The 13677-nt window shown below is 74.0% G+C and carries 9 protein-coding genes; 2 read left to right on the top strand and 7 right to left on the bottom strand.

What is annotated here, in order from left to right; all coding sequences use genetic code 11:
• Positions 1-13: 13 nt before the first annotated feature.
• A complete protein-coding gene (locus tag ACIBK5_RS00250) occupies positions 14-1447 on the top strand; it encodes a serine hydrolase domain-containing protein (protein WP_399014552.1) in 1434 nt (477 codons plus the stop codon).
• On the opposite strand, the gene ACIBK5_RS00245 is transcribed toward ACIBK5_RS00250, so the two are convergent.
• The 6 genes from ACIBK5_RS00245 to ACIBK5_RS00220 form a co-directional block, all read right to left on the bottom strand.
• Positions 1439-3076: a serine/threonine protein kinase gene (locus tag ACIBK5_RS00245; RefSeq protein WP_399016159.1), complete on the bottom strand. Its 1638-nt coding sequence runs from the start codon at positions 3074-3076 to the stop codon at positions 1439-1441. The genes ACIBK5_RS00250 and ACIBK5_RS00245 overlap by 9 nt on opposite strands.
• Positions 3077-3419: 343 nt before the next feature.
• A complete protein-coding gene (locus ACIBK5_RS00240) occupies positions 3420-4379 on the bottom strand; it encodes a threonine/serine dehydratase (RefSeq protein WP_399014550.1) in 960 nt (319 codons plus the stop codon).
• Between the two features lie 100 nt (positions 4380-4479).
• Positions 4480-5574 carry a polyprenyl synthetase family protein gene (locus tag ACIBK5_RS00235; RefSeq protein WP_399016157.1) on the bottom strand — a complete coding sequence of 365 codons (1095 nt, stop codon included), beginning with the start codon at positions 5572-5574 and terminating at the stop codon, positions 4480-4482.
• A 38-nt stretch (positions 5575-5612) separates the two neighbouring features.
• A complete protein-coding gene (locus ACIBK5_RS00230; protein WP_399014548.1) occupies positions 5613-6680 on the bottom strand; it encodes a tetratricopeptide repeat protein in 1068 nt (355 codons plus the stop codon).
• A 184-nt stretch (positions 6681-6864) separates the two neighbouring features.
• On the bottom strand, positions 6865-7542 hold the full coding sequence (locus tag ACIBK5_RS00225) for an AIM24 family protein (protein ID WP_399014546.1): 678 nt from the start codon (positions 7540-7542) through the stop codon (positions 6865-6867).
• Between the two features lie 80 nt (positions 7543-7622).
• Positions 7623-8981, bottom strand: a complete 1359-nt coding sequence (locus ACIBK5_RS00220; protein WP_399014545.1) for a CAP domain-containing protein — start codon at positions 8979-8981, stop codon at positions 7623-7625.
• A 331-nt stretch (positions 8982-9312) separates the two neighbouring features.
• Between ACIBK5_RS00220 and ACIBK5_RS00215 the strand changes: the two genes are divergently transcribed.
• Positions 9313-10572 (top strand): SGNH/GDSL hydrolase family protein, encoded by a 1260-nt coding sequence (locus tag ACIBK5_RS00215; protein WP_399014543.1) that lies wholly within the window; start codon positions 9313-9315, stop codon positions 10570-10572.
• Positions 10573-10736: 164 nt separating this feature from the next.
• Here ACIBK5_RS00215 and ACIBK5_RS00210 read toward each other — a convergent pair whose 3' ends face one another.
• Positions 10737-13673: an AAA family ATPase gene (locus ACIBK5_RS00210; RefSeq protein ID WP_399014541.1), complete on the bottom strand. Its 2937-nt coding sequence runs from the start codon at positions 13671-13673 to the stop codon at positions 10737-10739.
• Positions 13674-13677: the final 4 nt, after the last annotated feature.

The following is a 13677-nucleotide window of genomic DNA, read 5'->3' as shown; positions in this document are numbered from 1 at the left end:
GGAGGATGCCTCCATGAGTGCCTCCGCCCTGCCGTCCGGCAGTCCCGCCTCCCAGGGTGTCGACGCCTCCGGCGTCCACGCCTTCCTCGACGCCCTCGAAGCGGCCCCGGACATCGAGCCGCACAGCCTGATGATCATGCGGCACGGACACCTCGTCGCCTCCGGCTGGTGGGCGCCCTACACCCCCGACCGCCCCCACCTGCTGTACTCGCTCAGCAAGAGCTTCACCGGGACCGCCGCGGCCCTGGCCGAGGCCGAGGGACTGCTCGACTTCGACGCGCCCGTGATCTCCTACTTCCCGGAGTTCGAGGCCGACATCACCGACCCCCGCAGCCGCGCCATGCTCGTACGGCACGTGGCGTCCATGGCGAGCGGCCACGAACGGGAGACCGTCGAGGAGACCTACGGGCTGGACCGGGCGGAGCCCGTGCGCGGGTTCCTGCTCCTGCCGCCGGACCGCGACCCCGGCACGGTCTTCGCCTACAACCAGCCCACCACCTACACCCTCGCCGCGATCGTCCAGCGGGTGACCGGGCAGCGGCTCACCGAGTATCTGCGCCCGCGGCTGCTGGATCCGCTCGGCATCGGCGAGGTGTTCTGGCAGCGGGACCGCGCCGGCCGCGAGATCGGCTACAGCGGTCTGCACGCCACCACCGACGCGATCGCCCGGCTCGGCGAGCTGTATCTGCGCGACGGGGTCTGGGAGGGCAAGCGCCTGCTGCCCGAAGGGTGGGCGGCCCGGGCCGCGCGCCCCCACATCCCGACCGCCGATGGAATGGGAGACACGGACCGGCAGGACTGGGACCGGGGTTACGGCTACCAGTTCTGGATCTCCCGGCACGGCTACCGGGGCGACGGCGCGTACGGCCAGTTCTGCCTGGTGCTGCCCGAGCACGACGCGGTGATCGCGACGACCGCGGCGACCGAGCGGATGCAGGACTTCCTGAATCTCGTCTGGAAGCATCTGCTGCCCTCCTTCGGCCCCGAGCCGCTGTCGGGCCGGGAGGCCGCCGACGCGGCCCTGCGCGAGCGTCTCGCCGCGCTCGTGCTGCCGCCCGCCCCGGGCAGTCCCGTACCGCCCGGACGTGCCGAGGACTGGGCCGCCGCCAAGTTCCGTTCCCCGGAGGAGAACGGCCCGGCCTGGTCGGCCGGGCTCGTACCGGACGCGGACGGCTGGACGCTCGGGCTCACCGAGGGCGAGAGCCGGCTGGACCTGCGGATCGGGACGGCGGGCTGGACCGTGGCGGAGAAGCCGCTCCCGACCGCGGTGAGCGGCGGCTGGACCGACGCCGGCACATTGGCCCTGGAGGTGGCGTTCCTGGAGACCCCGCACCGCCTGGCGCTGACGTGCTCCCTCGCGGACCGTACGCTCACCGCGCGCTGGCACACGCAGCCCCTGCGTCCCGGTCCGCTCACCTCCCTGCGCGCACCGCGCGGCTCAGTCTGAGTCCGGCCGGAAGGTCTTGAGGACGGTGCGCAACGTCTGCTCGTTGGCGCTGTCCTCCCAGTCGGCGGCCGGGGTCGTCCAGCGCAGCGAGAAGCTCCGGCCGCCGCCCAGCAGGATGCCCCGGCCGAAGGTGCGCACACGGGTGTCGCCGATGTCCGCCGTCCACTCCATGTCGGCGGCCTCGCGCCCCTGGTACGTCGTCGCGCGGATCGCGCCGATCCGGTCGTAGTCATCGGACTGCTTCAGGTTCGGTTCGACGTCGTCCCGCCACACGGCCACGGGGTCCGGGCCCGCGTCCGCGCTGAAGGTGACGGCCAGCGTGCGGTCGTCACCTTCAGCGCCGAAGACGACCCGGTACGCCTGGCCCTGGCGGTCGGTGTCCAGCCGCTTCCAGTTCTCGGGGAGTGCGACGGAGAAGCCCTCTGGCGCCTTGTAGCGGTGGAAGCCGGGAGGCAGGCCGGTGGCCGGGGCGGAGGGCGTGGGCTCGGGGGACGACGGGGTGGGCGTGGGGGAGGAGGGCTTTTCCGTCGGGCTGGGCGTCCGGGACGGCTCGGGAGCGTCGCCGCCGGTGCTCTCGCCCGGCGAGGCGGCGGAGGCGGGCGGCCGGGCCGGCGAGTCGGCCGCCTCGCTGCCGGTGTCACTGCCGGGCAGCCCCTGGGTCGCGGCGAGCACGGCGACCGCGACGGTGACCACGGCCAGGGCCGTTCCGGCCACCATGGTCCGTCTGCTCCAGGCCGGGTTCCCCGGCAGCATGGCGGCGTACGAGCCGCGCAGCCGCGGGGCCTGCACGGACCCCAGGGCCGCTTCCGGGTCCTCGCTGAGCGCGCGGGTCAGCGCCTCACGGACCACCGGGCGGGTCAACCGCTCCCGCGAGTCCTTGCGGAGCAGCCCCTGTACGACCTGGGTGAGCGGCCCGGTGCGCACCGGCGAACGCAGCGGCAGCCGGTCCACGGCCTTCAGGGTGTTCTCAGGGCGCCCCCGGTCGCGGAACGGCGGACGTCCCTCGACCATCGTGTAGAGGATCGCCCCCAGCGCCCACAGGTCGGCCGCCGGGCCGATGCGCTCGTCCCGGGCCTGTTCCGGCGAGGCGTACGCGGGGGCCGTGAGCCGGGGCGCGAGGGTGGCGCCCGCCAGGCCGTAGCCGGTGACGACGACCGAGTGGTCCTCGCGGACGAACACCTGGCCGGGGCTGAGCTCGCCGTGGGTGATGCCCTCGGCGTGCGCCGCGTCCAGTACGTCGAGCAGCTCCAGGCCGACGCGCGCGGCCCGCACGTAGTTGAACGTGCCCTGCTCCGAGAGGAGTTCGCCCAGCGGCGTGCCGTCGATCCACTCGTTGACGGTCCACAGGGCGCCGGCCTCCTCGACGGTGTCGACGACCGCGGCGATCCGGCCCGGGCACAGCAGCGCCATGTTCTCGGACGTGCGCAGCAGCCGGGCGGAAGCCCGGCGCTCGGGTTCGAGGGGGTCGTCCGGAAGCCCGATCTGGGTGACGAGACACGGCCGCGAGACCTCGCCGGCGCCGGTGTCCTCGGCGTACCAGCAGATGCGGTTGGTCTCGCGCTGGATGATCTCGAGCAGCCGGTACCGGCCGGCGACCAACTGGTGTGTGGAGACGTGCGCCCTGCCCATGGCCATCCCTCGACTGGAAACCTGGCTTTCAACCTTTTCCAGAGGTACGGGGAGTGAGGCGCACTCCGTTCAATCGGAGCGCAACTCCGCGTTCATTCTTGTCTTTTGTTCAAGAGACGGGGGCAAGTGGGCGAGGAAAAACGGTCTTTCAAGGGCTCAGGGGCGGCTTACCTCGGCCGCCCGGTGCTCCGTCGACGCGAAGAAATTGCCCGTCACCGACCGCGGATTCGCAAATTCCGGGCTGGCCTGGTGGTAACCGCCGGTAAATGCGACGGTGTACAGCAGCTGAACTCAGAGCCCTCCGATGAATTCCGCTCCGGATTCCCCGCGGCCGGCCGGACCCTCAGCGCAGACCGAAGCGATGCGACCAGGCGGTCATGTCCTCCGTGGTCACGTTGCCCCCGCACACCACCAGACCGAGCCGGGCTCCGTCACCGACCCGCTCCAGGACCCGCCGGGCGGCGGGCAGCAGGCAGCCGGCGGCCGGTTCGGCCCACACCTTGGCGTGCTCGGCCAGCTCCAGCGAGCCCCGCACGGCCTCCCGGTCAGGGACCACGAGCACCTCGGTGACCAGGGCCGAGACATGGTCGTACGTCAGCCGCGACACGGACGGGGCGCTGAGCGTGGAGACGATCGACGACAGGGTGACCGGCTGCGGGCCGCCCGCCGCCAGCGCCTCGGACATGGCCTGGGCACCCTCGGTCTCCACGCCCCAGACCCGCACCCCGGGCCGCCGCGCCCGCAGTGCCGCGGCGACGCCGGAGATCAGCGCACCGCCGCCGATGCTGACCAGCACGTCGGTGAGCTCCCCGGCGTCGTCGGCGAACTCCAGACCGACCGTGCCCTGCCCGGCGACCACCACCGGGTCGTCGAAGGGGTGGACCAGGGTCAGACCCTCCTGCTGAAGCCGCGTCATGAGCGCGAACGCGCCGTCCATGTCGTCGGTCAGCCGCACCGACGCGCCCGACGACTCCGCGATCTCCACGGCGCGGGAGGGCGCCGAGCGGGGCATCACCACCGTGGCCTTCACATCGAGGGCCGCTGCCATGACCGCGAGGGCGATCCCGTGGTTGCCGCCGCTGACCGCCACCACCCCGGCCGCCCGTTCCGCCTCGCCCAGCGACAGCAGCTTCGCCGTCGCCCCGCGCGCCTTGAACGAGCCGGTGCGCTGCAGCAGTTCCAGCTTCGCCGTGACCGGGGCGCCGAGCAGTTCCGACAGCCCCGGGCTCGGCACGGTCGGGGTGCGCACCACGTGTCCGGCGATCCGCCCGGCCGCTGCTTCGATCTCCGAGATGCCGATCACGGCTGTCGTCCTTCCGGCGCGGGGTCGTGGAACACACCTGGTCACCATCCTCGCCCGCCGACCGGCCGAGGTCTATCACGGCCGGGTGGACGGCACCGGATCAGACGTCGCGCCGTACCAGGAAGTCGAGCAGCGACCGCAGTTCGCCGACCGCCCCCGCCGCCAACGGCACCCCGGCGAGCGCCGTCTCGACGGCGGCGAGGTGACGCCGGGCCTCGGCCAGGGCCGCCGAACGGCCGCCCGCCTCCTCGATCAGCGCCGCCGCCGCACCGGGCTCGTCGCCGCTCTCCAGGAGCGCGGCGAGCCTGCCGCCGGTCGGGGAGCCGAGCGCGACCAGCACCGGGAAGGTCTTCTTGCGCTCCCGCAGATCGCCGTGGACCGGCTTGCCGGTGACCCGGGGGTCACCCCAGATGCCCAGCACGTCGTCGACGATCTGGAAGGCGATCCCGAGGTGCCGGCCCGCCCGGTCGAGCGCGGTGGCCGTCTCCGGGGCGGCACCCCCGAGCACGGCACCCAGCGCGGCGGCGCAGCCCAGCAGGGCGCCCGTCTTGTGCTCCGCCATCGTCCGGTACTCGTCGGGACGCACCCGCCGCGGTCCCGTCCAGGGCCGCTCGGCGAACAGCAGATCGTCCGCCTGCCCGCGCACCAGGTCGCCCAGCGCCCCGGACAGCGTCCGTACGGCACCGGCGCCGCCCGGCTGCGCGGCGAGCGTCTCGACGGCCAGCGCGAACAGGGCGTCACCCGCGAGCACCGCGGGTCCCGTGCCGTAGGCCTTCCACACGGCCGGGCGGCGTCGCCGGTCCGCGTCGCCGTCCATGATGTCGTCGTGCAGCAGGGAGAAGGTGTGCACCAGCTCCACCGCCACGGCCGCGGCCACCCCGGCCCGGCCGGGCGCACCGGCCGCCTCGGCGCCGAGCACCGCGAGTGCCTGCCGTACGCCCTTGCCGCCGGAGGCGACGGCCGGGGCACCGCCCACCTCGCACCAGCCGAAGGAGTACGCGGCCATCTCGCCGACCCAGGGATGCAGCCGCCCGACGGCCTCGGCCAGGGCGGGGCGCACGAGGGTACGGCAGCGATCGAGGACCGCGTGGGCGTCGCCGGGGCGACCGGAGTCGCGCCCGGGCCCCTGTCGCTCGCCGCGTGTCGCCGCGTCCTGCCGTGTCGCGTCCGCGGTGGTGAGGGACGGCGTCGCCATGTCCGGTCGTGCCGCCTGTACCGCCGTGGGGAGCGCCGTCATCGTGCCGCCTCCGTCGCCCCCGCGAGAGCGAGCCCCGTGTCCGGTATGCCGAGCTCCTCGTGGGCGCGGGCCACCATCCTGCGGGCGTGCTGGAGGCCGATCCGCTCCAGCGTGCCGGCGAGGTCGGCCAGTTCGGCCGCCGTCTCGCCGCGGTCGCGGCCCAGCCGGGCCAGCGACTTGGCCAGTCCGAGGCGCGAGAGCGCCTCCCCACGCGGCTCGCTCATCTCGCGGAACTCCGCGAGCGCCTGCTCGTACAGGGCGCGCGCCTCGGCGTAACGCCCGGCCCGGTACAGCACGTTGCCGCGCATCTTGTGGTTGTACGCCAGCGCGCTGGACAGCCGCATCACGCGGCATGCCGTCTCCGCCTCGCTCAGCAGCTCCAGGGCCCGCTCGGTGTCCCCGTCGCGCACCGACACCACGTCGGCCAGACCGCGCAGCGCCCAGGCGTGTCCGCGCCGGTCCTCGGCGCGCGCGGCGATCTCGGCGGACTCCTCGAACAGGGCATACGCCTTGTCGAAGTCCCCGGTGTTGCGGTGCATCTGCGCGATGCCCTCCAGCGCCCACACCGTGTGCCGGGCCTCCCCGCGCCGCCGGGCCTCGGCGAGCAACTGCTCGTGCAGCCGGCCGACGGCCTCGTAGTCGCCCTGGATGCGGCCGGTCTCGGCCAGGCCCGCCAGTGAGTAGCCGCGTACGACGATGTCCCCGCCGCGTTCGCCCAGGTCGGCCGCGAGCTGGAGGAGACGGCGGGCCAGCGGGAGCGCGCCGCGCTGCCGGGCCAGCGTGCCGCCGCTCCACAGGGCCCAGGCCATCGCCCCGGTGTCCTCGGCCTCGCGGGCGGCGCGGTAACTCGCCTTCCAGGCCCGGTCCGCGTCCGCGACCCTGCCCAGCCGGCGCTGCGCCTCGGCCACGGCGAGTCCGGAACGCGCCACCTCACCGGGCTCGCCGGCGCGCTCGGCCGCTCTCAACTGCTCGGTGCCGGCGGCCAGTACGTCGGTCAGTGAGGAGTTGACGGACAGAGTGGTGAGCGCCCCCTGGTACTCCGGGGCGAATGCCTTGCCGTACATCGATGCCTTTCGGTCCGTATACGCACCATGTATACGCGCTGTGTATACATGGTGCGTATAGAAGGGGGGAAACCGGCCCTGGCCACAAGGGCCAGGGCATCACCTGTTGCCGATCAAGACGTCGGGGGAACGGACCGGGTTGCCTGTGAGGCGTAGATCACCCGAGGGGGCCTCGGTGCCGGAATCAGTGCTGCCCGGGCTTCTGCGGCGTCGCCTCGCTCGGCCGTACGACGACGTGCCCCTCGCCCTGGAGGAGCAGTTGCACGGCCTCGCCTGAGCCGCCGCGCAGCATCGACCCGATGGACTGGGAGCGGTGCAGGGAGGTCTGCAGGCCCGCCGTCCAGCCGACGATCGCGTCGGTGTCGACGTACACCGGGTACTGCGCGGAGACCGGGATGACGAGCGGGGTGCCCTCGCAGACCAGGCCCAGTTTGCCGTGCCCGGTGAAGACGCTGTTGAACAGGCCGCCGCCGGTGATGCCGGCGCCCTTCACGGTCGCGATGCGATACGACAACGTGGCGTCGAAGCACAGCACGTTGCGGCCGTTGACGGTGAACTCGTCGCCGGGTTCGACGTCGACGATGAAGCAGTTCTGCGCCTCGTGGGCGAACCAGGCCTCGCCCTGCCCGCGCACCGCCATCAACGGCAGTCCCTCCCCGGTGACCGCGCGCTTGAGCATGCCGCCCACACCCTGGCCCTTGCGCTCGAACTGGAGGTTGCCGCGGTAGGCGATCATCGCGCCCTGCCGGGAGAGCATCTCGCCGTTCACCGTGTACCGGACGCACTTGGCGTTCTCGATCGTCATGCCCGCCGCGACGGCCGGCTGTGCCATGTGCTCGCTGGAAAAGAGGTCACCCTTCATACGGGCATCCTCGCCCGGAGCGTCTCCCTCCGCCAAGATCGCGGGCAGGGCCGGCGGTTGCGGAGCGCGGTGGTGCGGTGTCAGGCGCCGAAGAGCTGCGTCCAGTACGTGCCGGCCCGGCCGCCACCCGCGAAGCCGACGCCGATGTGGGTGAAGCCGGGCTTGAGGATGTTGGCCCGGTGACCCGGGCTGTTCATCCAGCCCGCCACGACATCGGCGGGGGAGCGCTGGCCGCAGGCTATGTTCTCGCCGATGGAACGCCGGGTGGAGCCCGCTTGGGCGGCCCGGTCCCAGGGTTGGCCGCCGTCGGGCGCGGTGTGTGAATAGAAGGCGCGGGCCACCATGTCGGCGCTGTGCGCCTGCGCGGCGGTGGTGAGCAGAGGGTCGACGGCCAGAGGCGGGAGTCCGGCCCGTGCCCGCTCCCGGTTGGTGAGGTCGGTGACCGCCGATGCCGTGGCCCGCAGCCCGTCCGGTGTGAACGGCCCGGCCCACAGAGCCGTCCAGTAGGTGTCACCGGAGGGACCGTCGTGGACGTGGGCCGGCCCGGTGTGGGTGAACGCCGGGTCGAGCAGGGTGCGGCGCGCGGTGTCGGTGCGCAGGCAGTACGCGACGAACTCGGCGGGGGAGCGGGGGCCGGACACGAGGTGCTCGCCGATGGTGAGGTACGCGTACCCGGCGCCGGTGACGCGCTGGTAGACGGAGACACCGTCCCGGCTCTCAATGCCGAGGCGTCCCGTCATCGCCATGGCGGCCGCGTGCTCCCGGGCCGCGGACGCCAGACGGGAGTCGAGCGCTGCCGGCGGTGAACCGGCCTCGGCCCGCGCCGAGTTGACCAGGGCGACGAACCCGTCGGGATCGGGTGCAGGGGGCGCGAAGGCCGCTTGCCGCGCCCCGCCGTCGAGCGGTCCGGGCCGCGCGCCCGGCGCCCCGGCTGCCGAGCCCGGCCCGGACGCGGTCGTGTCGTCCACGACGTCGACGCCGAAGTCCCGGGCGACTCCCGCCAGTCCGTCGGCGTACCCCTGGCCGAGGGCCCGCAGCTTCCAGCGGTCGCCGCGTCGGTAGAGCTCGGCGAGGAGCAGCACCGTCTCCTGGCGGGGGCGTGGCGGGGTGAACCGGGTGAGCGGGCGGCCGGTGGCGTCGGCGACGTGCAGCGTGGGGGAGGGCAGGCGGCCGAGTGCGGTTCCGGGATCGGAGGCGCTGACGGCGACGGTGACCCGGGTGGCGCCGGTACGCAACCCCGCCGGGTCCACGGTGAGCGTGTCGCCCCGCAGCACGGCTCCCGGCGCGGCCGGCTGGTTGTAGAAGACGAAGTCGCCGTCGCCCCCGACCTTTCCGCTGTCGCCGGTGATCAGCGCGGACACGTCGAACGGTCCGGGCACCCGGACGGTCACCGCACCGCCCGGCAACGCCAGATTGCCGCCGGGGACCAACTCGCTCATCACGCCCGGACAACGGCCCTGGGGGAGCGAGGGTTCCCGCCTTCGGACGACCGCGGCACCGCCACGAACCGGGGTGGTCCGGCACCTGGAGGATTGAGTCCACCAACTGCAAGTTCCTTGCTCCGGCGACCGGAGGTGGTTACCCCTACGCGACGGCCAAGCCGTCCCGACCGGCCCAGAAGGCACCTGGGCGGACACGAACCCCCTCTCCGCCCCCTCCACCCGCACGGCGTCGGAGGCCGCACCGCTACCGTGTCGTACGCCGGGCCGACCCGGACGAACGGCCTCGCGCCGTGAGAACGCCCACCGACCGGCCGAAGGAGCGCCGACGATGCCCCGCGCCGCACGCCCCCGCCGCCGCACCGCCCTGGCCGCCCTCTCCACCTGCCTCATGCTGGGCTGCGGAGCCGGCGCGGCACCCCAGGGGGCCGAGCAGACCCGGCCGCCCAGCGCCCCGGCGGAGCCGGGGGACGGGGTGGTCACCTGGGCCTCCTCGGCCGACCGCGTCGGCGAAGCGGTCGACGGTCGCGGCTACCGGCTGGTGGTGCACACCAGCGTGGGCGGCAGCGGCCTGCGGGTGCGGCTGTCCAACGCCTTCGGCGACCAGCCGGTGACCTTCCGCAACGTCCACGCGGGCCTGCGGCGGGACGGGGCCGCGCTCGTCCCGGGCAGCAACAGACGCCTCACCTTCGACGGAGCGCGCTCCGTCACCGTCCCGGCCGGCGGCATCGTGTACAGCGACCCGCTGCCCGGCCATGTCCCCGCCGCGAGCTCGCTCGCCGTCAGCCTGTACGTCCCCCGGGCGGGAGGCGCGCTCACCGGGCACTGGATGGCGATGCAGACGTCGTACACCGCCGAGGGCGATCACACCGCCGAGGAGAGCGCGGTCCACTGGAAGCAGCGGACCGGCTCCTGGTTCTACCTCGACGCCGTCACGGTGCGGCCACGGTCCGCGTCGGGTGCCGTGGTGGCCGTCGGTGACTCCGTCACCGACGGCTGGCAGTCCACCACCGGCCTCAACCGGCGCTGGCCCGACTACCTCGCCCGCCGGCTGGCCGAGTCCCCCACCACGACCGTCGAAGGGGTGGCCAACGCGGGGATCGCCGGCAACAGGGTCCTGACCGACGTCCCCGGGCAGAGCGCCCTGAACCGCCTCTCGCGGGACGCGCTCTCGCTGCCGGGCGTGCGCACGGTGTTCCTCTTCCAGGGCGTCAACGACATCAAGGCCGAGCCGGGCGCCACGGCCGCCAGGCTGATCGCCGGATACCGCGCCCTGGTCAACCGGGCGCACGCGGCCGGCAAGTGCGTCGTCGGCGCCACGATCGCCCCCTTCAAGGGCTGGCGGGAGTGGGACCCCGCCGGGGAGGCCGTGCGCCAGGAGGTCAACGCCTTCATCCGCACCAGCGGCGAGTTCGACGCGGTCGCCGACTTCGACCGCGTCCTGCGCAGCCCCTACGACCAGGAACGGATCCTGCCCGGCTTCGACGGCGGCGACCATCTGCACCCCAACGACAAGGGGATGCGGGCGATGGCCGACGCCGTCGATCTCGAGAGCCTCGACTGCGGGAGCAGCCGGCCCGGTCAGGGATAGGCGACCGGACTCGCCACGTTCGCCGCCGGGTCGGACGGCCCGCCCCGGTCCGTTGACGGACGTGATGGTCCCGTTGCCGCCCCGGGGAGACAGTGGCGAAGGCACGCAGGCGCGGGGGCCCGCCGCCCAGGCCCGTCCGGCAGTAGGCCGGCCGGTCGTGCCGGTCAGCCGGACGCCGACGGCTCCGGGGTGATCAGACCCTCCCGGTAGGCGATCGCCACCGCCTCGCCGCGGCTCGACGCGCCCAGCTTGGCGAGGATGTTGGAGACATGGACGCTCGCCGTCTTGCCGCTGATGAACAGCTCGTCGCCGATCTGCCGGTTGCTGCGGCCGAGGGCGAGCAGCCGCAGCACCTCCTGCTCGCGTGCGGTGAGCGCCCCGGCCCGGTCGCCGGTGTCCGGTGTGTCCGAGAGCCGGCCGCGACGGACCAGTGCGTCGACCCGCTCCCGCAGCGGCGTGGTGCCGAGGGCGTCGGCGGTCTCGCGGACCGCCCGGGCCTCCGCCACCGCCTCTTCGCGGCGCCCGGCCGCCACCAGGGCCTCGGCGTACCGCAACCGGCAGCGCGCCCGCTCGTAGACATCGCCGTAGCCGAAGGCCTTCACCGCCTCCGACCAGGCTGCCGCGTCCGGCCCCGACACGGCGCGGAGCCACTCCGCCTCCGCCCGGACCAGCCATGCCTGTCCCTCGGGACCCTGGGGCGTGCCGTTCTCACCGTGGGTGGCGGTGGCCCGCGCCATCTCCACCAGTTCGTTCGCGGTGTCCGTCCAGCGACGGGCCCCGGCCTCGTCGCCGGTCAGCCGCAACCCGACGGCCGAGTCGGACACCGCGGCCAGTGCCAGGGCGGCGAGCCGGACCGTGGCGTTCGGGCGGGTGACCGTCTCGTCGGTCAGGGCCGTGACCGTGGACCGCATCCACCGCACCGCGTCCTCGGGATCACGTCGCAGCCCAGCGGCGTCGGTGAGCACGATGCCCGCGACCAGGGTGGCCATCCAGTCGAAGGGCCCCTCCAGCAGGGCACGCGCCCGGTCGGCCGCCGTGAGATCGCCGCGCGCCAGCATCACGTACAGCGCAGGCCCCACGGTGTAGCCGCCGGCCGCCGGCAGTACCTCGGCATCGGTCGCCGCCGCACGCACGCACTCGTCCCAGCGGCCCAGCACATGCAGCACCATCAGCCGCAGATACCGCATCTCCAGCGGGTACGGCGAGGACAGCAGTCCGGCACGCCGGGCCCGGTCCAGGCCCTCGGTCAGCCAGGGCACACACTCCGCCAGGGCGCCGGACTCGTAACAACCCATCGCCAGGTTGAACAGGGCCCGCAGCTCCACCGAGGCGTTGCCCGAACTCCGCGCCAGATCCCGTGCCTTGAGCAGCCGTTCACGGCCCTCCGGGCCACGCCGCCCCTCGCCGTCGAAAACCGCCAGGGAGATCAGCAGGTCCGCCCGGGCGTCGGTCACCCGCAGCCGCTCCGCCACCCCCAGGGCCCGGCGGGCGACCCGCAGGGCGGTCTCGTTCTCCCCGACATGGCGTGCGGCCAGGACATGGGTGGCCGCCGCCCACACCCACGTCCGCGACGGAGGATCCTCGGGGATCATCCCCAGGGCCTCGCTGCTGTAGGCGAACGCCGCCGTCAGGCTGTCCACGCTCAGCAGATTCCCGGCGAGGGTGTAGCGGACCCGGGCGGCCAGCTCGGAGTCGGCGTCCTGGCCGAGCTCGGCCAGCGCGGACCGGCTGAGGGAGACCGCCCGGTGCAGCTCCCCGGCGTGCGCGGCCGCCGCCGAGGCACGCAGCGTCAGCGTCACCCGGTCGACGCCCCCGACCGTGGGCCGGGCTTCGGGAGCCACCGCCGGCCACAGATCGAGGGCCGCTTCCAGATGCCGCTGCTCCTCGGCGGGCGCACCGACGCGCTGCGCGTGGTCGGCGGCCTCCAGGGAGGCGGCCAGCGCCTCGGCGAGGTCGTGGCTCTCCCGGTAGTGGTGCGCGCGCTCGGCTGCGCTCTCCGCGGTCCGGCCGCGCCCGGCGAGCAGCCGTGCGAACGCGCCGTGCAGTCTCGCCCGCTCACCGGGCAGCAGATCCGCGTACACGGCCTCACGGGCCAGGGCGTGCCGGAAGGAGTACGTGTCGTCGTCCCCGGCCACGAGCAACTGCCGCCCCACCGCCTCGCGCAGAGCCGACTCCAGCTCCTCCTCGGGCAGCCCGACCGCCTCCCGCAGCACATCGTGCTCCACCCGGCGTCCGGCGACGGCCGCGGTCCGCAGCGCCTGCTGCGCGGTGTCGGAGAGCTGCTCGAAGCGGATCAGCAGCACATCGGCGAGTCCGCCGGGCACTCCACCGGGCTCCGAGTCGGAGGCCGCCAGCAGTTCCTCCGCGTAGAAGGCGTTCCCCTCGGCGCGCTCCACGATCCGCCGCACGGTGGTGTCCGGCAGCGGCCGGTGCTCCAGGGCACGCACCAGCCGGGCCACATCGGGATCGGCCAGCGGCCGCAGCTCCAGCCGCTCCACGGCGGGCAGCCGGATCAACTCCGCCAGCAGCGGCCGCAGCGGATGCCGTCGGTGCAGGTCGTCGGCCCGGTACGAGGCGAGGACCGCCAGCCGGTGCCGCAGCACACCCCGGCCGAGCAGGAACCGCAGCAGATCCCGCGACGACTGGTCGGCCCAGTGCAGATCCTCCAGCACGAGCAGCAACGGGGCGACGTCCGCCGCATCGGCCAGCAGCCCCGCCATCCCCTCGAACAGCCGCAACCGCCCGTCCACGTCCCGCACGCCACCGGTCCCGGCCCCCAGCAACCGCTCGACGACCGGGTGCGCGGACAGAGCGGCGGCGAACCGCTCATCCCCCGCGAGCACCCCCAGCACCTCGGTGAACGGCAGGTACGGCAGCCCGACGTCTCCGAGGTCCACGCAGTGACCGGTGACGACGGTCATCCCGGTTTCGGCGGCCTGTCCGGAAACCTCCTCCAGGACCCGCGTCTTACCGACCCCTGCGTCTCCGGCGACCAGTACCGCACGCGCTTCCCCACCCCGGGCACGCTCCAGCACGCCACTCAGCCGGGCAAGTTCGGACTCGCGCCCCACAACCGGCGTGACGAATGAACCCTGGGGCACTGAA

It is taken from the genome of Streptomyces sp. NPDC050546, assembly GCF_044457425.1.
Classification (GTDB): Bacteria; Actinomycetota; Actinomycetes; order Streptomycetales; family Streptomycetaceae; genus Streptomyces.
The sequence above is the reverse complement of the archived record's forward strand: the minus strand, read 5'-3'. Positions and strand labels throughout refer to the sequence as shown.